Raw genomic sequence first — 19054 nt, 5'->3', positions numbered from 1 at the left:
CAGTTAGCATGACCGCTCTAAAAAAGAAGCTTTTGATCCCAATTCCTCTTATAATCTTATTCGTTCCAATGATTTAATTAAAACAAGTATTTAGGGAGATGGAAATGAACCAGAATAGGCACAGAATATTTCTTTTGGCTGGCAGCGGTTTAGCTATGGTCGTGTCATCCGCCCCCGCTTGGGCGCAAGATGCGGCAAATGTCCAAGCAGCCGTCGAACAGAGCAGCGGAGGTCTCGATGAAATTGTGGTGACCGCACGCAAACGTGAAGAAAATGCGCAAGACACCCCAATCGCAATTACTGCGATGAGCGGTGACATGATTGAAGGTCGGCAGATATCCAACGTCGCGCAGGTTGCATCCTACGCGCCGAACGTCGCTATCCAGCCAGTTGCGAATATCTCCGGATCAAGCGCGTCACTCACCGCTTTCATCCGTGGTGTGGGGCAAACTGACTTCAATATCACGGTAGACCCTGGCGTGGGCATCTATGTTGATGGTGTCTATGTGGCGCGGTCGGTTGGCGGTCTCTTGGAAATGGCCGACATCCAAAGTGTACAGATCCTTCGTGGGCCCCAGGGAACGCTCTTCGGCAAGAACACCATTGGCGGCGCGATCGTCGTCAACAGCCGCGAGCCTTCCAACGAGTTTGAGCTCAAGCTCGAGGCCGCTACCGGTCGGTTCAATCGGGCGGACATCAAGGGGATCATTAATATTCCCATCAGCGACACGCTCGCCATGCGAGCGGTCGCATCCTATGAAACGCGCGACGGCTACCAGTTGCGGCTGGTTGACGGTGACCGGCAGGGCGACAAGGACAGTTTCTCAGGACGCGTAGCCTTCAAGTGGGAACCAAGTGATGTTTTCACAGCGACCTTGGCAGGCGACGTTAACATTCGTCGCGAAGGGACCGCCTCAAATACTCTTATCGAAAACCGGGATTCCCCCGATCTGTTGCAGTTCGTCACCACTCCCAACGGTACGTTCGCTTTCCCAAGTGCGAATTTTGGATACAACAAGCTCGGCGGCGGGGCCGGTCAGTGCGGTGCGCCCGGCGAACTGGCACCCCTTGATAATCCCAACTGTGTCTCCTCTCGCTGGGTTACCGGTGACATCGACACGACATGGGCTGGCAGCAACAACCAGTCCGATTTCGACCTTTGGGGTACAAACCTCACGCTGGAGTATAATTTAGGGAATCTGACCCTGAAATCGATCAGCGCCTATCGCGAACAAAATTCAATCATTGAGTCAGACTTTGACGCAACGCCACACGTGGTACTCCAGAATACCAACAAGCTCGACCTGTGGCAGGCCTCCCAGGAACTTCAACTGAACGGAAGTGTGCTGGACGACCGGTTGAAATTTACTCTCGGCGCGTATTACCTTAAGGAGAAGGGGTTCGGCGACGAGCTGCTGCAGTTTGGCTTCGCCGATTTCTTTAGCGGCGGCGGGATCGACAATGACAGTTACGCCGCCTTCGCTCAGGCGACATTTGAGGTTACGGACCGGCTTTCGATCACCCCGGGCATTCGCTACACTGACGAAACAAAGCGCTTCGATCCGTCTGTGCAAGTCATCACCGTCGATCGGACGGCCGGTTTGCCTGGCCCATATCCAGATGGTGTGTTCATCCAGTTTGCTCGCTGTATCACCGGACAGGCTGCGCCAGTGCTCGGGCCTGATGGGTTCCCCGATCCAACCTGCGTTCCCTCGGCAACCAATCCGGGCGGCAACCACGTTGTCCCCGCTGTCGAAGTTGCCGCCAAGGCCAAGGAGTGGACCCCGGCAGTGTCGGCAAACTACGAGTTCAGTGATGATGTCATGGGCTATGTCTCTTATTCGAAGGGATTCAAGAACGGCGGTTTCACCCAGCGTATCTTCCCGGGCGAACTGGTAACCCCCTCCTTCACGCCCGAATTCGTCGAAACCTACGAGGTCGGCCTCAAGACCGAGTTGTTCGATCGCCGCCTGCGGTTGAACATGGCGGTGTTCCAGTCTGATTATACCGACATCCAGATCGTCGTCAGCGAGGGCATTGCACCCAAGGCACGCAACGGTGGTGTCGGACGGATCAGAGGCTTTGAAATCGAGGGACAGGCTGCCCCGACCGATTGGTTGCGGATTGACTACGGCCTGGGCTATCTGGACGCTGGCTATCGCTCGGTGCTTGCGAGCGCGTTTCCTGTGAACATCGACTCCAAGTTCGCTATGGTGCCTGAATGGACAGGAACCGTTGCAGCGAATGCGACTGTGCTCGACAATGAAAACGGCAAGCTGGTACTCCGTGGTGATTGGTATCATCAGAGTTCAACTTTCAAGGACGCTATCAACAACCCGCAACTTTTCCAACCCGCTTACAGCGTGTTCGGTGCGAACGCTTCATACACCCTCCCTGGAGATCATTTCACGATCACCGGAGGCGTTACCAATCTGACTGATAAGCGGTACATCCAAGGTGGCTTTGTCGATCTTGATGTGGCTGGTCTGGCAACTGCCAACTTTTCCCGCCCACGGGAATGGTTCCTCAGGGTCGGTTATGAATTCTAAAACTTAGGATCGGGGGGCGGCTTAACTTGCCGCCCCCTTTTGTCTCAGACGAAGCGGAAGGGTGACAGATTGTTGACAAGTGTATCTTGTCCATTCGTTGAAGTTTTAGAACCAACCTTTGTTGGCGCTGTGCGCTCGTGAAACGGATGGTCGTTGCCATAACCGGAGCAACCGGTGCGATCTACGGGTTGCGTCTGTTGACAATGCTGAAAGATCAAGCTGGCTGGGAAACGCATTTGGTCATGTCGCAGGCCGCCTTGCTCAACATCCGCGAAGAGCTTGTCGATGGGCGGCAGCAATTCGAGGATGCTGCAAACGTCGTGCACAGCAGCCGCAATGTAGGGGCGAGCATCGCGAGCGGTTCGTTCCTGTGCGAAGGCATGGTGATCGCGCCATGCTCAATGCGGACATTGGCTGCAGTCGCCAATGGCCTGTCCGACAATCTGATTACACGCGCGGCGGACGTCATGCTTAAGGAACGGCGCAAACTGGTGCTGATGACGAGAGAAACGCCGCTTAATCTGGCACACCTTCGCAACATGACTGCGTGCACAGAAATGGGCGCGGTGATCTTCCCCCCCGTACCAGCGTTTTACAATCGCCCACTCGAAATCGACGAAATTATCGATCACAGCTGCATGCGGGTGCTTGATCAATTCGGACTTCATCGCAACCTGGAGAATCGTTGGCAGGGATTGACTGGCGAAAACCCCGATCCGGCATTGCCAGTCAAGAAAATCGAAAGGCAGGCATGATGACTTGGTATCTAAGGCGTAGGGATGTTTTGGGAGCCGGAGCGCTCGGCACCGCTGCCGTTGGGCTGGATACACTTGCGCGGTTTGAACCGGGCCGGAGCCGCACTGTCACCGTGGTTGAGGAAAGTGGCGTGCCTGAAAGCCGCCAGTTCGCTTCCGCTCTGATCGACAGCGGCTTTGCAGGTGAAGTGATCCGCATCGACCAATCGCTCAATGGCTTACTGCACGAACTTGAAGCAACGACGGGGACGGTTATCGGAATGACATCTGATCCCGTCGCGATGATCGCAGGGCAGCTGCTGGGCGAACGCGGCGCGCATGCGCGGCAGTTCTGGCAGCATCACTATGCGGGCGGCAGATGGGGTCATCGCACCGAAGGAAGCGTACGCCTGATTGAGAACACGACACACGCTTGGCCGGTGGCAATTGCTCACCAGTTGCAGAGCGCCATTGGTAGCAGATCACGTCAATTCCCAAACGCCTGCACTTCCGGGGCCTGCGCGTTAGTTGTCAGCAGCCCTGGTATGCTGGTGTCATGGGTTCATGAATTTGAAGGATATCAATCGTGAGCAGCATTGTTCCCCAAGGAGTTGCCGCCTCCGATTTCTCCAATGCGCTCGACGAGTTCGCAGGAGTCGTCGGCAAGGACCGTGTGTACGTCGATGAACAACCGCTGTCGAGCTACAGGGACGCTTATTCACCCCTCGCCGACGGTGAGTTTCTGCCTTCAGCGGCTGTTGCTCCTGAAGGCGTCGAACAGATTAAGAAGATCCTGAAGATCGCCAACGCCTATAAGATACCCATTTGGACAATCGGCACCGGGCGCAACTTCGCTTATGGCGGCCCTGCCCCGCGCAAGTCCGGCTATGTGATGCTTGACCTGCGTCGGATGAACCGGATTATCGAAGTCAACGAGAAATACGGTTATGCCCTTGTCGAACCAGGCGTTTCGTACATGCAGCTTTACCGCCATTTGCGCGCGATCGGCAGCAAGCTCTGGATCGATCCCGCAGCGCCAGCATGGGGCGGTGTGATGGGCAATGCGCTGGAACATGGCGCAGGCTACACCCCTTATGGCGACCATTTCACCATGCAGTGCGGCATGGAGGTGGTGCTGGCCGACGGCGAAGTAATACGGACCGGCCAGGGCGCACTCGCGGGGTCGAAACACTGGCAGGTGACCAAGCACGCCGCCGGTCCGCAGTTCGACGGCATGTTTACCCAGTCGAATTTCGGCGTTGTTACGAAAATGGGCATCTGGCTGATGCCTGAACCTCCCGGCTACAAGCCGTTCATGATAACCTACGAGCGCGAGGAAGATCTCGAGGCGATCTTCGAGATCACCCGGCCGCTGAAGGTCAACCAGATCATCCCGAACGCCGCCGTGGCGGTCGATCTTCTGTGGGAAGTCTCGGCCAAGACCACACGTCGCCATTACTTCGACGGCAAGGGCCCGCTGCCGCAGTCGATCCGCAAACAGATCGCCTCGGACCACAAACTGGGGATGTGGAACTATTACGGCGCACTCTACGGCCCGCCGCCTATTATCGAGAACAACTGGAAGATCGTCGAGGATGCCCTGATGAGCATTCCCGGAGCGAAGCTGTACCTCGATCGTGAGAATGATCCCGCCTGGGACTATCGCGTACGCCTGATGCGCGGTGAACCGAACATGACCGAATTCAGCATCATGAACTGGATCGGCGGCGGTGGACACGTCAATTTCTCTCCGCTCTTGGCACCGAACGGTTCGGAAGCACTTGCCCAGTACAACCTGATCAAGAGCCGCTGCCACGACCATGGCTTCGACTATATCGGTGAATTCCTGGTCGGCTGGCGCGACATGCATCACATTCTGATGATCATGTACGACCGGGCCGACGAGGCTATGCGCAAAGGTGCCTACGACCTTTTTGGCGTGCTGGTCGCCGAAGCGGCAGAGAGTGGTTTTGGCGAGTACCGCACCCACCTCGCCTTCATGGACCAGATCGCCAAGACCTATAAGCACAACGATGGCGCACTGTGGGACCTTCACCAACGCATCAAGGACGTGATGGACCCCAACGGCATTCTCTCACCCGGCAAGCAGGGCATCTGGCCCAAGTCGATGCGCACGACATCGTGATCGAAACGGCGGCATGTCCACCTGAATCAAGGATCGTAGTACGATGAAGAATCTCGACCACTGGATAGGCGGAGCCCGGGTAGCGCCAGGCAGTGGCGTCTATTTCGACGATCTAAATCCGATCGATGACAGTGTCTACGCAAGGGCCGCCGCAGGCACCGCCGACGACGTCAACCGCGCGGTCGAGGCCGGCGTGGCAGCCTTCCGCATGCACCGCGACCTCCCTGCCGCAGTCCGTGAGGGCTGGATGTTCAAGGCGGCGGAAATCATGGAACGAGACGTCGCCAAGTTCCAGGAAGTGCTGATCGATGAGGTCGGCTCGCCGGTTGCCAAAGCAGGCTTTGAGACCCGCTTTGCCATCGGTTTCCTTCGTGCTGCCGCCGGGGTTCCGCGCCGGGTCCGCGGCGAAACCATTCCTTCGGACACACCGGGCCGCTTCAGCATGAGCCTGCGTCAGCCGGTGGGTGTCGTTGCCGGCATAACGCCGTTCAATGTTCCGCTGATCAAGGGTATCAAGCAGTCCGCCATGGCGCTTGCGACCGGCAACGGCTTCGTTCTGCTCCCATCGGAAGCCGCGCCGCGCCTGGCTGACCTGCTCGCAGATCTGTGGCGTGAGGCCGGCGTTCCTGATGGCCTGTTCAACATCGTCTACGGCAATGGTGCCGAAATCGGCGATGCACTAACCGGGCATGCCAATATCGCTGCGATCACTTTCACCGGCTCCTCGCGCGTCGGCAAGCACATTGCCGGGATCGCAGCGAGGAACCTCAAGAAATATACGCTTGAGCTCGGCGGCAAGAGCCCGCTGATCGTCTGCGCCGATGCCGACCTGGAAAAAGCGGTTGGAGCGGCACTGTTCAGCATTTTCATGTTCCAGGGCCAAGTCTGCATGGGCGCGTCGCGCATCTATGTCGAACGCTCCATGTTTGATGATTTTGCGAAGGCCTTCGCCGCCGCAGCTTCCAAAGCCAAGATGGGCGACCTGCGCGAACCCACCACCATGCTTGGCCCAATCATCTCCGAACGCCAACGCGATCGGGTGCGCAGCCACGTCGATGATGCCCGCGCAAAAGGGGCCGAAGTGCTGGCCGGTGCGGAGTGGACTGGCAACTGCTGCTCCGCCACGGTGCTGCGCGGCGTTACTGCCGACATGACCGTCTGCTACGAAGAAACCTTCGGGCCGGTCACCTCGCTCTATCCATTCGACACGCTCGACGAGGCGATCGAACTGGCGAACGATACCGAATACGGCCTATCCGCCTCGATCTTCACCCGTGATCTCGACAAGGCCTTGCGCTTTGCTCACGAGGCCGAAAGCGGCATGGTCCACATCAACGCTCCGACCCTCTATGACGAGCCGCACGTACCGTTCGGGGGGACCAAGTCTTCCGGCTTCGGACGCGAGGGCACCGAGGCCGACCTCGAGATCATGACGGAGTGGAAATGGGTTACGATCCAGTCCGCCACGGCTAATCCCAGTGGTCACTAATGCCGCCCGCGTAAGGAACCGAATATGAACGACTTGGCCAATAAAGCGCGCGGCATTTCCTCGTTGCGGGACTTTCTTGAACTCCTTGAAGGCGAAGGCCAGGCGATCACCTGGAGCGAACGGGTGCTTCCGGAACCCGACCTGCGCAATATCGCGGTCGCGGCCTCGCGCGATGCCAATGGTGCACCCGCAATCTTGTTCGACAACATCGCCGGCTATCCCGGCAAGCGGACAGTGGTGGGCGTCCACGGTTCGTGGGACAATATCGCGTTGCTGCTGGGGCGACCCAAGGGCACGACAATCCGCGAGCTGTTCTTCGAGATCGCCGGTCGTTGGGGCGATGCCGATGCTCAGATCAGTTACGTTCCCGAAGGGCAGGCTCCGGTCCACGAGTGCCGGGTCGAAAGCGGAATCAATCTCTACGATATCCTCCCGGTTTATCGCATCAACGAATATGACGGCGGCTTCTTCATGGGCAAGGCTTCGATCGCATCGCGCGATCCGGAAGATCCCGATAATTTCGGCAAGCAGAATGTCGGAATCTACCGGCTGCAGCTGCAAGGCCCGGATTGCTTCAGCCTAATGACCATTCCCTCGCACGACATGGGTCGGCAGATCATGGCCGCTGAACGTACCGGTCTGCCGCTCAAAATTGCGGTAATGCTCGGTAATCATCCTGGGCTTGCCGTCTTCGCAGCCACTCCCATAGGTTATGATGAATCCGAATACTCCTACGCATCCGCGATGATGGGTGCGCCGATCAGACTGACCAAGTCGGGAAACGGTGTCGATATTCTCGCGGACAGCGAAATCGTTATAGAAGCTGAAATGCAATTGGGCGAACGAGTCTTGGAAGGACCATTCGGCGAATTCCCTGGCTCCTATAGCGGCGTCCGGAAGGTGCCAATCTTCAAAGTCACGGCTGTCTCACATCGTCGAGACCCGATCTTCGAGAATATCTACATCGGCCGTGGCTGGACCGAGCACGACACGCTGATCGGGTTGCACACCTCCGCGCCTATATATGCCCAGTTGCGCAAGGACTTTCCCGAAGTCACTGCCGTCAACGCGCTCTACCAACACGGTTTGACCGGGATCATCTCGGTCAAAAACCGGATGGCGGGCTTCGCCAAGACCGTTGCTCTGCGTGCGCTGAGCACGCCGCACGGCGTTATGTATCTCAAGAACCTGATCATGGTTGATGCCGATGTTGATCCTTTCGACCTTAACCAAGTCATGTGGGCGCTGTCGACGCGTACCCGCGCCGACGATATAATCGTGCTTCCCAACATGCCTGCCGTGCCGATCGACCCGTCTGCGGTCGTGCCTGGCAAGGGCCACCGGCTGATCATTGACGCGACAAGCTACCTGCGGCCCGATCCCATCGGCGAGGCACATCTCGTTAGTCCACCGACTGGCCCGGACATTGACGCGTTGAGCAAGGCAATCCGGTTACTTCAGCAAGGAGTTGCAAAATGAGCGATATGCTGTGTCCACGCTGTTCGAGAGCTAACGCGATAGTAGACTATCAAGGGTGGCAGGACGACACCGTCGTTTGGACGATCTTTCGCTGTATTACATGCTGTTTCTCATGGCGCGACAGCGAGCCCGCTAGCACCATTGGGGTTGGTGCGCGTTCGGCGGACTTCGCTGTCGATGCGGCAAATCTAGATCGCTATCCCAAGATTCTTCAGCAAGTTGGCAAGTGAGGAAGACACGATGACAGATCAAGCCCGCCAGAAGGCTGCGCTTGCAGCGCTCGAAGCCGTCTTGGGTACCGCAGCGGTAGAACGATCTGCAAAAATACTGTCTCGTTACGCTACAGCGCTTGCGACTCCAATCGGTGTCGTGATGCCTAGCGATGTGGGACAGCTGACGGCGGCACTTGCCACAGCAAAAAAGGCCGGTGCTGTGCTGCAGCCCGTCTGTAATGGTGCGCACGGACTTGAAAAAGTTGGCCTGGATCAGGTCATAGTGCTTGATTTGCAGCGCATGAACCGAGTCCTCGAGGTGAATGAGTCACTGGCGTATTGCCTGGTCGAACCCGGCGTCACCTTTCGCGAGCTTGACGCCTATATCAAAGGCAAGGGAATTAAGCTGTGGATCGATTTTACCGGCAATCCCGACGCGAGCGTGGCTGCCAGCTTCGTTAGCCGTAGCGCAGGGTACACGCCCTATTCTGATCATTTCCTGATGCAGTGCGGACTTGAGGTCATGCTTGCCGATGGCAAGATCGTTCGCACCGGCATGGGTGCCATGCCCAAGAGCACCTGCTGGCAGCTGTTCAAGTTCGGCTACGGCCCTTGGATTGACGGACTGTTCACGCAATCTGATTTTGCCGTGCCGACCAAGGTTGGGACCTGGTTGATGCCAGTACCGCCAGCGTCCAAGACATTCATGGTCACTGTCTCCGACGAGGAAGGGCTAGCGCCGATGTTTGACGTGCTCGGACCGCTCAAGCTCAACATGGTCGTCGCCAATGGCGTAGCCGTAGGTAATGCCTTGCATGAAGCCGCTTTGCTCGGCAGAAAGCGTCGCGACTTTGCCGGTCAGGGTCCCATGGCGGCAAGTGCCGTCAAGGCGGCCGGCCAGTTGATGGGGCTAGGATACTGGAACCTCTATGGCGCGCTTTACGGTTTGCCGGACAACGTTTCGCTTCTGTGGGATAGCGTAAAGAGTGCCTTTGGTTCAGTTCCTGGAGCGAAAGTCATTGCAAACGGAGAGGGTGTCGATCCCAGGCTTTGGTCATGGAGGATGGGCACGATGACCGGTGCTGTGGCAAGCCCACCCACGCAGGTCGCGGGATGGAGCGGCGGCCAAGCGCTCACAGTGAATCCGGTGAGCCCGGTCGATGGGGAAGAAGTGATGCGGCTCTACGCGCTTTCACGTGACGCCTGCGCGCAACACGGTTTCGACCTCCTCAGCGAAACTGTTGCCATCTGGCGGTCCGCCAATCACCGCCAGTTTCTACCTTCCGCTGGCGGGGACAAAAATAGTGTTGAGCGCAGTCGCCAATGTGCCGAAGCTTTAATTGCGATGCAGGCGACCGCCGGGTTTGGTCAAGCGTTCACCGAACCGGGTCTGCGTGCAACCGTCGACAAGACGTTCGCTGAGGGTGGACTATCGATACTGCACGATAAGGTTAAGAAGGCTCTCGACCCCACGGGGCTATTTGCATCCGCCTGATTTGGAGGGCGATCAATCGAGTTGGAGGCATAATGAAAATAGTCTTTGCCATGTCGCTTCTAGTTACGCTGAGCGGCTGCATCGCCGAAGCGAAAGATCAGAAGGCTGACGGCGCGGAAAACTATGCGTTGATGTGCGCCGGATGCCACGATCCTGGCCCAGGACACCCGGCAACCATGTTACTTCAGCAAGCAGGGCGACCAGTGCCAGCACTGATCGGTCGGAAAGATCTTGAGCTTGAATATTTGCGCGCGGTTGTGCGGCAGGGATTAATCGAGATGCCGCCATTTCGTCCAACGGAATTAAGCGAAGCGGAAATTGATGAAATTTATGCTCACATCATGCGCGGAAAGCCCTCAAAACCAGCCACTGCGATTCAGACAACGAAAGAGCCGTAAGAGAGAGAGATTCTATGCAGGACCATAGTTTTCCCAAAGTCGGTAGCTCCAACGGGTGCAGAGCTGTCGATCCTCATCTGGTGCGGCAGATGCAAGCGATGGTAACCCATCTCACCGATGAGGCGCTCAACGCGCAGTTCGGCATAAGTTACAATACGTGGCGTAAGCTGATAGCTGGAAAGCCGGTGCGTGCATCGCTCCTCGCTCGGTTGGAGGCGCGCCTAGCGTCGCTCGGAGCAAAAATTGTGCGAGAGAGCACGTGATATGGAACATAAAAGTTAAGTCTCGGGATTTATCGGATTTAACGAACCAAGCATTACAGTTAGCACTAGCCCGTATAATTCATCGGGGGTTGGCGGATGTAGCGTAAGCATCTGATTTAACGTATGATTTGGTTGTCTAATCCGATCAACGTCATTTCAAGAAAGCTACACCCGCCATGGACGATCCTACGCTGCCGCTACCTGGTCTGTCACCTGTTTCGGGCAAGCGGTTGGACGTCAGATTTGACGGCGGTCTGCTATCGTCAGACGGCGGGATTTTGCTGTTGCGCGAGGTGGAGCAGCGCCTTGGCGTTGCGGATCGCATGGCGGCCTGCATCAAAGATCCCCGCGCGCCGGATCTGATCACCCACAGCCTTACCGACATTATCCGCTTCCGGCTGATGATGATTGCGGCGGGTTACGAGGATGGCAATGACGCCTCCAGTCTGCGCGTCGACCCGATGTTCAAGCTGGCCCTTGATCTGGCACCTTCGGATCGCGCGCTATGTTCGCAGCCGACGATCTCGCGACTGGAGAACCTGCCTGATACGCGTGCGTTGCTGGGCATGGGCCGGGCGATGGTTGATCTGTATTGCGATTCCTTCCGCACCGTGCCCAAGCGTATTGTCCTCGACATTGATGACACATTCGATGCCGTGCATGGCGGCCAGCAGTTGCGATTATTCAATGCCCATCATGACGAATATGGCTTCCAACCCATCGTCGTGTTCGATGGCGAGGGCCGCTTCATCACTGCCGTGCTACGCCCGGCCAAACGACCCGGCGGCAAGGAAATCAGGGCTTTCCTGCGCCGCCTGATGCGTGCAATCCGCGCCAACTGGCCAAGAACGCAGATCATGCTGCGCGGCGACAGTCATTATTGCTGTCCCGAGGTCATCGACTGGTGCCGGGCGGGCGGACACGACTTCATCCTGGGCGTCGCGCCGACCTCGACATTGCGCCGCCATGTCACCGATCTCGAAACCAGCACCAAAGCGCGCTTCGAGGCCGCAACCGACGATGGCAAGGTGCGCCGCTTCAAGGCATTCCACGACGGCGCTAAAAGCTGGAGCCGCGTCGAGCGGATCATCGCCCGCGTCGAAGTCGGCGATCAGGGGGCCGACACCCGCTTCGTCGTCACCAATCTCAAAAAGGGCTCGCCCCGCTGGCTCTACGAGCAGGTCTATTGCCGGCGGGGGCAGGCGGAAAATCACATCAAGTCGTGGAAAACCCATCTCGCCGCAGACCGTACATCCTGCACAAAGGCCACGGCCAACCAGTTGCGGCTGTTCCTTCATGCCGGTGCCTACTGGCTTATGTGGGGTCTGCGCACCGCCATGCCGAAACGCTCAATATGGCGCACTGTCCAGTTCGATACCTTGCGCCTGCACCTCATCAAGATCGCTGCCCGTGTCGTCGAAATGAAGACCTTGATCCGCGTCCAATGGCCCACCGCCTGTCCCAACCAGCAGATCGTCCGGGTCGCCCTCGATCGTATCCCTCGCCTCGTTACCTGAACAACGGGCCTGGCCCCAAAAACCAAACCCGTCCCTTCAACCCGCAAGCCTCAACATACCCGACCTTCGGCTCATCCCCGGGAGTGATGCACCGCGCCTGCCTCCAACCAAAAACCGAAATCCTGACGCCCGATCAACAACGCGATGAATTATACGGGCTAGTAGGTGAACTGCGCATTGCCTCACCTGATTTGCTCCTCATGACCATGCCGTTGCCTCATCTCAACAGGAATCTCAGATTACCCTTCTGCGACCGGGCTAGCCCTGCCAGCCGAGCGCCCTGCTTGCGCCTTGCGCTGCCTCGATAAATTTTGCCATCTTGGCCTCGCTGAAAACCGCTTTATGTTGAGAGCGGGCTAGGACACTTACCGTCGCAACCAAGCGATTTTGCGAGTCTAGGATCGGCGCTGACACGGCTGATAGTCCCGGCACGAAAGTTCCGAAAGTACGCGCGAAACCAAGTTGCCTCGCCTCGTCAATCAGGGCCTCAAGCCTGAGGTCATCAACAATAATGCCTTCCGCCCGTTCCAGTTTGACCCGTTCCCAAGTCTGTGCTCGGGGACAATACGCCAAGAAGAGGATGCCGGTCGATGACGTCTGCAACGGAAGGACTGACCCCGTGTGCAGCGATGTAGACAGCGGCATTCCTCCATCGACCCACCGAATGACCGTCGGACCGTAGTCGCCCCAAACGCAGAGCAAGCCCGTGGCCTTCAATTCTGCCAGCACATTCTCCAAATGCATGTTAGCTATCCGTACGGTGTCCAGTCGGGCCATCGCCGCCAAGCCCAGACGTACTGCGAAGCTCCCTAGCGAATATCGTCCGCTCTTTTGGTCCTGCTCGACCACTTCGGTATTGACAAAAGACAGCAAATAACGATGAGCTTGGCTACGAGATAGGCCGGAATTCTCAGCGACTTCTCGGAGATACGCCCCCTCCCCCTTCTTCATCAAAGCCAGGAGGACTCTTACTCCAATTTCAACCGATTGAATCGACTTTCTCGGACTATCATTGTCTTCGAATTTATCTTCAGTCGAATCTATTACTTTTTTTTGGTGGTCCATGATAATCCGATTTGAGTTATGTAGCGATCTGAACATCATCTGACATGGCTCCAGCATACCCAAGCTGGAATTACAGCAGGGCCGTATTATTGCGCATGATCGCGGGTGAAGCAACACGCATACTCATCCGCTCGGTCCCCGCTTGGTCAACGAGTTGAAAGACCAGTCTTATGAGACCTGTGCGCGGGTGGGTGTAGAAGACCGAAAAGCCATCGGTTTTGGTCTTTAGTGCGGGTTGCGCCGCTTCGCGACCATTCAGGCGACAGGCTGTAGTTTCCATTATGAGTTTGTCGCAACGGATGTTATCTGAATTGCGCTTGACCTGCCCCCCGAGAGTTCCCTCATTCTAATGTAGAGTCTGCCGACAGAGGAGCAGACGTATGAGGAAGAGCCGTTTTACCGAAGCGCAGATTATCGGGATGATCAAGGAACAGGAGGCCGGGCTGCCGACGGTCGAGATTTGCCGGAAGCACGGGCTGAGCACGGCGACGTTTTACAAGTTGAAGGGCAAGTATGGCGGCATGGAGGTGTCCGATGCCCGCCGACTGCGTCAGCTTGAGGACGAGAACGGCAAGCTGAAACGCTTGCTGGCGGACAGTATGCTCGACAACGTCATCCTGAAGGACCTGCTGGGAAAAGCCTGACGACGCCAAGCCAGCGGCGTGATGCTGTGCTCAAAGTGCTGGGAGGTTTTCAGATCTCCCAGCGCCGGGCCTGCGTGCTGATTGGTGTCGATCCCAAGACGGTCCGGCGCGAACGCCCGCCAGACCATGGTGCCATCCGTGTTGCCATGCGTGAGGTCGCGGGCAAGCGCCGCCGCTTTGGCTATCGCCGGATCGGCGTCATGCTCGAACGCCAGGGGCTGATCATGAATCACAAGAAGCTCTATCGGATTTACAGGGAGGAAGGTCTGTCGGTTCGTCGCCGTCGCGGTCGGAAACGGGCGCGTGGTAGTCGCACCCCCATGCCCGTGCCGTTGATCCCGGGCGCACGCTGGTCGATGGACTTTGTGTCGGACACCTTCGGTGCGTCGCGCAAATTCCGGATATTGGCCATCAATGACGATTGCTGCCGGGAGAACCTGTGCCTGGTCGGCGATACCAGCATCTCGGGTGCCCGAGTGGCGCGTGAACTTGATACGCTGGTGCGGCTCTATGGCAAACCGGCTTGCATTGTCAGCGATAACGGCACCGAGTTCACCAGTCGGGCGATCCTGGAATGGGCTGGCAAGAACAAGGTCGAGTGGCATTACATCGATCCGGGCAAGCCCCAGCAGAACGGGTTCATCGAGTCCTTCAACGGATCGCTGCGCGATGAACTGCTCAACGAGGAGTTGTTCGACAGCCTGGCCGATGCCCGCCGGAAGCTGGCCATCTGGCGCTATGATTACAACAATGTCCGGCCCCACTCGTCGTTGGGAAATCGAACGCCTGCACAAGCGCGTCGGGCGTTCGAGCAGGACGAGAGCATCACGCCCGACGCGCTTGTGCAGGCGCAGGGGCCATCGTATTTAACCGCAAGACTCTCGTTATGATCGAGGGACTGACGGGGGGCAGGTCAGGGTGCACTTCTGGAAGGCCGCAAAGCGATCGCAGAACCAGGTATAGCCATAGCCATTGGGATGCCCGGCGCGATATTCTTGCCAAAGCAGCGTCAGCGTCACACCCTTGCGCTTGATCTCGCGCGCAACCACCGGCCAGTCCGGCTCGCTCAGATCCTGCGGAGGCCGCCCGACACGGCGAAAGAGAAGCTGCTCAAGAGCCGCATCATCGTCATATCCCGGTGGCAGTGGCCAGCTGGAAAGGCCCACTTCGCGTGCACGCAGGACATAGGTCGATACTGTCGTCTTGCTGAGCTTCAATCGCTCCGACACTGTCCGTACTGATAGCCCCTGATCATAGGTCAGGCGCAGAATCGATCGCATGTCCTTCACGTTCGTTCGTCTCGCTTGCTTCCGTCTTGGCATCTTCCCTCCCATCACCTTGATGAAAGGACTCAATGCCACTCCGGCGCGCCCGAAAAACGAACCTCATTCCCGCCCGAAACCACTGTCCCGGAATTAGCGGAATCGCTGTCCCGTATTTACTGAAATCACTGTCCGCGAATTACCGAAATCCGTGTCCGGGAATTTGCGAAACACGCACCATAGTTTGCCGTGGCGGCGTCTCGCTGACGATTCCACGATCTCGCACCGACCGTTGAACATCTCGCGTCCGTCGCACCCAATGGGATTTGCGTGTCACCGAACGTGCGCCCGCCGATCGCCAGCGTCTCATATAATCCGAGCGGGAAAGACCCCTCTATTGCAGTTCCGGGCGATCATCATTGCGAGCCGCTACAATTATAGAACCACGAGATATTAGGGAACAACTAGCTCAAGCTCGTGAGCGGGGCTGGGCGGCCGAAATCGAGGAAACATCGCCCCACCTAATGTGCTTAGCTGTTCCGATTGTCGATCGGATAGGGAAGGCTCATGCTGCGATCTCGGTCAGTATCATAGATCCCCTGCCAACACTAACCGCGCTCCTGGAACGAATTCCCTTCTTACTACAAGCGCGGCTCCAGATTGAGGATAAGCTTTTTCTCGATAGTCGATAATCAGATTCGGCTATTACGCACTACTACCCCACCAATGGCAAATTTCTATCTCAAAAATTCATTGCTATTTTCACCTGAGTGCCTGATTCATAATTATCCGATGAGATTTCATAGCCTTGCGATGCGACGGGCGAATAGCTGGATGGAAGCTATGAACAGCCACGCGGTTGCCGATGCGATGGTGTGCTCAAAATCCTTGGCGAGGCGGCGGTTTCGGTTCAGCCAAGCCAGTGTGCGTTCGACAACCCATCTGCGTGGCAGCACTTCGAAGCCTTTGGCGGTGTCCGACCGCTTGATGATTTCGACGGTCCATTTCCCCATTCGTCGCAGAGCTTGCCTGAGTTTGTCGCCAGCATAGCCGCCATCAGCAAAGAGATGGCGCAACCACGGAAAGCGCCGGATGATTTCGCGCAGCACCATCGGCGCGCCGTCACGGTCCTGAATGTCAGCCGTGTGGATCACGGCATGCACCAGATTTCCCTCGGTGTCGGTCAAGATATGGCGTTTGCGACCCTTGACCTTCTTGCCAGCGTCATAGCCACAAGGACCGCCGCTTTCCGTGGTTTTGACGCTCTGGCTGTCGATCACACCTGCCGATGGCGATGCTTCCCGGCCCGTCATCTCGCGGCATGCCATAAGCAAAACATGGTTGATCGTCAGCCACAGGCCGGTGTCGCGCCAGAGGTAAAACCAGCGCCGCACCGTCGAGACCGGCGGAAAGCATGGAGGCAGCATCCGCCATGGCAAGCCTCCACGCAGCAGGAACAGTATCGCCTCGACAATCCGTCGCATCGGCCATTTACGCGGTCGCCCCACATGCGATGCCGGTGGCAACAGCGGTTCGAGCACCGACCACTCGGCATCCGTCAAATCACTTGGCAAATTCAGTCCGCGTCGCGCATGAAGTGCGCGAGTGGTATCGGTCCACATCGTTGATCCTTGGTAGTTTCGCAAAACCCCTGAATCAACGACAGGCCAGGCCGTCAAGCCAACCTGCTGATACCACTCAACTTAATTTCGGATCAGACACTGAGACATTTGCGGAAGCGCCGCTAGCATTATTTAAAGTTTCAGCTGCGACACAATGACCACCGGGAGGGGTTCTTGGCTGATCGCTAACGATGGCCGGACATCGAATTGTTCTGCGCGCTGAACGCCTACCTGATCCTTGCAATTGCCGCAATCATCCTCTTTTTAGCAAGAGGCGGCAATTCGACAGCCTTAGCGGCATCTACATCCGCCGACTTAACCGACCCAATCTGTATTAATGCAATCATGCCCATTCCAAAGTGGGGCAGGCATCTGATGCCATAAAGGCCTTGGAGTTTGGTAGTGAACACGATTTCCTTGTTAATCGCGCCCCTTAATGGCGTTGCACCCTTTGGATAGAATGCTGGAATGGTCTCTGCATTGTGCCCTTTATCAGTAGGCTTGAAAATAATCCGGTCGCCAGGCCGTGCCTTGATATAGGAGGGCTCAAACACCATAACGCCATCTATGCCATTATTTTTCATTTCGATAATAATGTCTTTTGCACAAACAGTTGCGGGAATACAGAAGAACACGGTTACAGCTGTAAATAAAAAACGAAACATAGTATTTCCTTTCTAAGATGCCAATTCCGATGAAATCAAAGATATGGTTGATTTTAGTCTATCTAAGACGGATAATTGGGTAGTTATGACAAGACTCTCCACGATCTTCTTTCGCCGCCGAAAACTCATACATCTTGCAAAGTCCACTATTATGACCGAACATACCATGTTAGGGCCATGTTATGCGGTCATTTGAGCGTTCATTCAATGGCGTTCAAAAAAAGTCGCCGCATTTCGAGCACGACGACGACGTGCACATTGATCGGCCAAGATCATTCGAGAACGCGCAACAGGCGACCGGCCGCCCCGGATTCAGCCGCCAAATTGCGATTGTACGCGAGCGGCATTCGCGGCGACTTCCAGCGCAAAGCATCCATGATACCGGCGAGATCCTCACCGCTCGTGAACAGGTCCTGGTTGAGCCCGACCCGCGTCGAATGCGCGCTGATCCCTTTAAGCAACTTTGCCAAATCGTCCATCGTCAGGTCTGACAACGCGCCAGCGTCGAATGCCCGTTGGATCATCGCGCGATAGATCGGCCCGACCGACGCCGGATGCAGCGCCCCCTCCCCCACATCATATTCGACCCGCGCTGGCACCGCTTTCTTGGGCAGCGTCTTGCGCAGATCCCAGCTCTCGCGCCCAGAAATGCTGTCGATCGACCGGCCCCGCACCGCTGCCTTGGCCTTGTAGCGTCGCACGTTCACACGCCGAAACACCGCCCCCGCCTCGATCCCAGCCGCCTCCAGCCAGGCCGCGATCGCCCGAACAGTCCGGGGGCTGAGATAAGAGGTCGCCCCCTCCCCCTCCTGGTCGCCCTTGCTGCGCGGAATGCTGAGCAGCCGGGCGTCCGGATCGATCGCCTCAATGATGTGCTCGACCTCGATCGCCACCAACTCGGAGGCGCGCAGCCCCGTGTCATAACCGGCAGAGAGAAGCGCCCGATCGCGAAGGCCCGGCAAATCCTCCGCGCAGCTTTCCAATAGCGCCCGGACATTCAGACCGCGGGGTTCGTCACGCTCGACGTTGCTGACCGGCCCCTTGAACCGCAGCGGCCGCGCCTGCTTCTGCGCAGTGCCGAGCCGGCGTCGGATTGCCTGCAGGCGCAACTTCACCAACGAGGCCAGTGTCGGATCCTTGAGATCGAGCAGCAGGTGGATCTTGGCGATCGACGCCTTGTAGCGTCCGAGCGACGCGGGCTTGCTCCCTTTCTCGGCGCGCGCGTCGAGATAATCCGCGACGGTTTCGGGCGTCGCCGGTAGCGCGACGCGATTGTGGCGCCTGCACCAGAGGTCGAACGCCTCCAGGTCGGACTTTAGCGCGCGGATGCTGTGCGGCGAGGATGCCGCCTGGTACGCGGCGATCAGCGGTTCGTTGACGACGATGCGCTCGACCGCGTGCATCTTCACTACCGCCCAGCAGAGATCATCGGCCGGTGCCATCTGCGCTGGCGCCGTTTCACCTGCAAAAAGGGCATTGTTGTCGGGGTGCGCGGGGTGATCCATCGGCATGAT

At 57.4% G+C, this 19054-nt stretch carries 16 protein-coding genes and 1 pseudogene; 12 read left to right on the top strand and 5 right to left on the bottom strand.

Going from position 1 to position 19054, the window contains the following annotated elements:
- Nucleotides 1–104 precede the first annotated feature (104 nt).
- From SPBM01_RS13750 to SPBM01_RS13710, 10 genes are all read left to right on the top strand, one after another.
- Nucleotides 105–2549 carry a TonB-dependent receptor gene (locus SPBM01_RS13750; RefSeq protein ID WP_235955265.1) on the top strand — a complete coding sequence of 815 codons (2445 nt, stop codon included), beginning with the start codon at nt 105–107 and terminating at the stop codon, nt 2547–2549.
- Between the two features lie 146 nt (nt 2550–2695).
- On the top strand, nt 2696–3304 hold the full coding sequence (locus SPBM01_RS13745; RefSeq protein WP_206378059.1) for a UbiX family flavin prenyltransferase: 609 nt from the start codon (nt 2696–2698) through the stop codon (nt 3302–3304).
- The gene (locus SPBM01_RS13740; protein WP_235955264.1) at nt 3301–3873 is read left to right on the top strand and encodes a hypothetical protein; all 573 of its coding nucleotides are present in this window, start codon (nt 3301–3303) and stop codon (nt 3871–3873) included. The genes SPBM01_RS13745 and SPBM01_RS13740 overlap by 4 nt, the downstream gene beginning before the upstream one ends.
- Nucleotides 3870–5429, top strand: a complete 1560-nt coding sequence (locus SPBM01_RS13735; RefSeq protein ID WP_169575272.1) for an FAD-binding oxidoreductase — start codon at nt 3870–3872, stop codon at nt 5427–5429. The genes SPBM01_RS13740 and SPBM01_RS13735 overlap by 4 nt, the downstream gene beginning before the upstream one ends.
- Before the next feature lie 43 nt (nt 5430–5472).
- Nucleotides 5473–6918 carry an aldehyde dehydrogenase family protein gene (locus SPBM01_RS13730; RefSeq protein ID WP_043154269.1) on the top strand — a complete coding sequence of 482 codons (1446 nt, stop codon included), beginning with the start codon at nt 5473–5475 and terminating at the stop codon, nt 6916–6918.
- A gap of 24 nt (nt 6919–6942) precedes the next feature.
- Nucleotides 6943–8397 (top strand): non-oxidative hydroxyarylic acid decarboxylases subunit C, encoded by a 1455-nt coding sequence (locus tag SPBM01_RS13725; RefSeq protein ID WP_169575271.1) that lies wholly within the window; start codon nt 6943–6945, stop codon nt 8395–8397.
- The gene (locus tag SPBM01_RS22100) at nt 8394–8627 is read left to right on the top strand and encodes a non-oxidative hydroxyarylic acid decarboxylases subunit D (protein ID WP_096064129.1); all 234 of its coding nucleotides are present in this window, start codon (nt 8394–8396) and stop codon (nt 8625–8627) included. The genes SPBM01_RS13725 and SPBM01_RS22100 overlap by 4 nt, the downstream gene beginning before the upstream one ends.
- A gap of 10 nt (nt 8628–8637) precedes the next feature.
- Nucleotides 8638–10104: an FAD-dependent oxidoreductase gene (locus SPBM01_RS13720; RefSeq protein ID WP_169575270.1), complete on the top strand. Its 1467-nt coding sequence runs from the start codon at nt 8638–8640 to the stop codon at nt 10102–10104.
- Between the two features lie 32 nt (nt 10105–10136).
- Complete coding sequence (locus SPBM01_RS13715) at nt 10137–10502, top strand: c-type cytochrome (protein WP_088189955.1); 366 nt, start codon at nt 10137–10139, stop codon at nt 10500–10502.
- 439 nt (nt 10503–10941) lie between these two features.
- Nucleotides 10942–12282 (top strand): IS1380 family transposase, encoded by a 1341-nt coding sequence (locus tag SPBM01_RS13710; protein ID WP_043155119.1) that lies wholly within the window; start codon nt 10942–10944, stop codon nt 12280–12282.
- A 258-nt stretch (nt 12283–12540) separates the two neighbouring features.
- Here SPBM01_RS13710 and SPBM01_RS13705 read toward each other — a convergent pair whose 3' ends face one another.
- A complete protein-coding gene (locus tag SPBM01_RS13705; RefSeq protein WP_262504170.1) occupies nt 12541–13386 on the bottom strand; it encodes an IclR family transcriptional regulator in 846 nt (281 codons plus the stop codon).
- A gap of 341 nt (nt 13387–13727) precedes the next feature.
- Here SPBM01_RS13705 and SPBM01_RS13695 point away from each other — a divergent pair.
- Nucleotides 13728–14881, top strand: a protein-coding gene (locus tag SPBM01_RS13695; protein WP_119750804.1) for an IS3 family transposase whose coding sequence is annotated in 2 segments (ribosomal slippage) — nt 13728–13986 and nt 13986–14881 — 1155 coding nt in all. Because the reading frame shifts where the segments join, the coding sequence is not laid out codon by codon here.
- A gap of 27 nt (nt 14882–14908) precedes the next feature.
- Here SPBM01_RS13695 and SPBM01_RS13690 read toward each other — a convergent pair.
- Nucleotides 14909–15313: pseudogene (locus SPBM01_RS13690) on the bottom strand (IS21 family transposase); the annotation flags it as partial.
- Between the two features lie 359 nt (nt 15314–15672).
- Here SPBM01_RS13690 and SPBM01_RS22165 point away from each other — a divergent pair.
- Nucleotides 15673–15945: an IclR family transcriptional regulator C-terminal domain-containing protein gene (locus SPBM01_RS22165; RefSeq protein WP_096064035.1), complete on the top strand. Its 273-nt coding sequence runs from the start codon at nt 15673–15675 to the stop codon at nt 15943–15945.
- Between the two features lie 108 nt (nt 15946–16053).
- On the opposite strand, the gene SPBM01_RS13680 is transcribed toward SPBM01_RS22165, so the two are convergent.
- The 3 genes from SPBM01_RS13680 to SPBM01_RS13670 form a co-directional block, all read right to left on the bottom strand.
- A complete protein-coding gene (locus SPBM01_RS13680) occupies nt 16054–16875 on the bottom strand; it encodes an IS5 family transposase (protein WP_188065724.1) in 822 nt (273 codons plus the stop codon).
- A gap of 227 nt (nt 16876–17102) precedes the next feature.
- Nucleotides 17103–17540, bottom strand: coding sequence for a pseudoazurin (locus SPBM01_RS13675; RefSeq protein WP_096064036.1), 438 nt, complete (start codon nt 17538–17540; stop codon nt 17103–17105).
- A gap of 272 nt (nt 17541–17812) precedes the next feature.
- Nucleotides 17813–19045, bottom strand: a complete 1233-nt coding sequence (locus tag SPBM01_RS13670; protein WP_096064038.1) for a tyrosine-type recombinase/integrase — start codon at nt 19043–19045, stop codon at nt 17813–17815.
- Nucleotides 19046–19054: the final 9 nt, after the last annotated feature.

Source organism: Sphingobium sp. KCTC 72723, from assembly GCF_014280435.1.
Classification (GTDB): Bacteria; Pseudomonadota; Alphaproteobacteria; order Sphingomonadales; family Sphingomonadaceae; genus Sphingobium.
Note: the sequence above shows the minus strand (reverse complement) of the source record. Positions and strands in the feature narration are given on the sequence as shown.

Excerpts from the sequence above, each read along its gene's own strand:
- SPBM01_RS13730 (WP_043154269.1), top strand. The coding sequence starts at position 5,473 with ATGAAGAATCTCGACCACTGGATAGGCGGAGCCCGGGTAGCGCCAGGC.
- SPBM01_RS13750 (WP_235955265.1), top strand. The coding sequence starts at position 105 with ATGAACCAGAATAGGCACAGAATATTTCTTTTGGCTGGCAGCGGTTTA.
- SPBM01_RS13740 (WP_235955264.1), top strand. The coding sequence starts at position 3,301 with ATGATGACTTGGTATCTAAGGCGTAGGGATGTTTTGGGAGCCGGAGCG.
- SPBM01_RS13725 (WP_169575271.1), top strand. The coding sequence starts at position 6,943 with ATGAACGACTTGGCCAATAAAGCGCGCGGCATTTCCTCGTTGCGGGAC.
- SPBM01_RS13680 (WP_188065724.1), bottom strand. The coding sequence starts at position 16,875 with ATGTGGACCGATACCACTCGCGCACTTCATGCGCGACGCGGACTGAAT.
- SPBM01_RS13675 (WP_096064036.1), bottom strand. The coding sequence starts at position 17,540 with ATGTTTCGTTTTTTATTTACAGCTGTAACCGTGTTCTTCTGTATTCCC.
- SPBM01_RS13710 (WP_043155119.1), top strand. The coding sequence starts at position 10,942 with ATGGACGATCCTACGCTGCCGCTACCTGGTCTGTCACCTGTTTCGGGC.
- SPBM01_RS13715 (WP_088189955.1), top strand. The coding sequence starts at position 10,137 with ATGAAAATAGTCTTTGCCATGTCGCTTCTAGTTACGCTGAGCGGCTGC.
- SPBM01_RS13705 (WP_262504170.1), bottom strand. The coding sequence starts at position 13,386 with ATGATGTTCAGATCGCTACATAACTCAAATCGGATTATCATGGACCAC.
- SPBM01_RS13670 (WP_096064038.1), bottom strand. The coding sequence starts at position 19,045 with ATGGATCACCCCGCGCACCCCGACAACAATGCCCTTTTTGCAGGTGAA.
- SPBM01_RS22100 (WP_096064129.1), top strand. The coding sequence starts at position 8,394 with ATGAGCGATATGCTGTGTCCACGCTGTTCGAGAGCTAACGCGATAGTA.
- SPBM01_RS13720 (WP_169575270.1), top strand. The coding sequence starts at position 8,638 with ATGACAGATCAAGCCCGCCAGAAGGCTGCGCTTGCAGCGCTCGAAGCC.
- SPBM01_RS13745 (WP_206378059.1), top strand. The coding sequence starts at position 2,696 with ATGGTCGTTGCCATAACCGGAGCAACCGGTGCGATCTACGGGTTGCGT.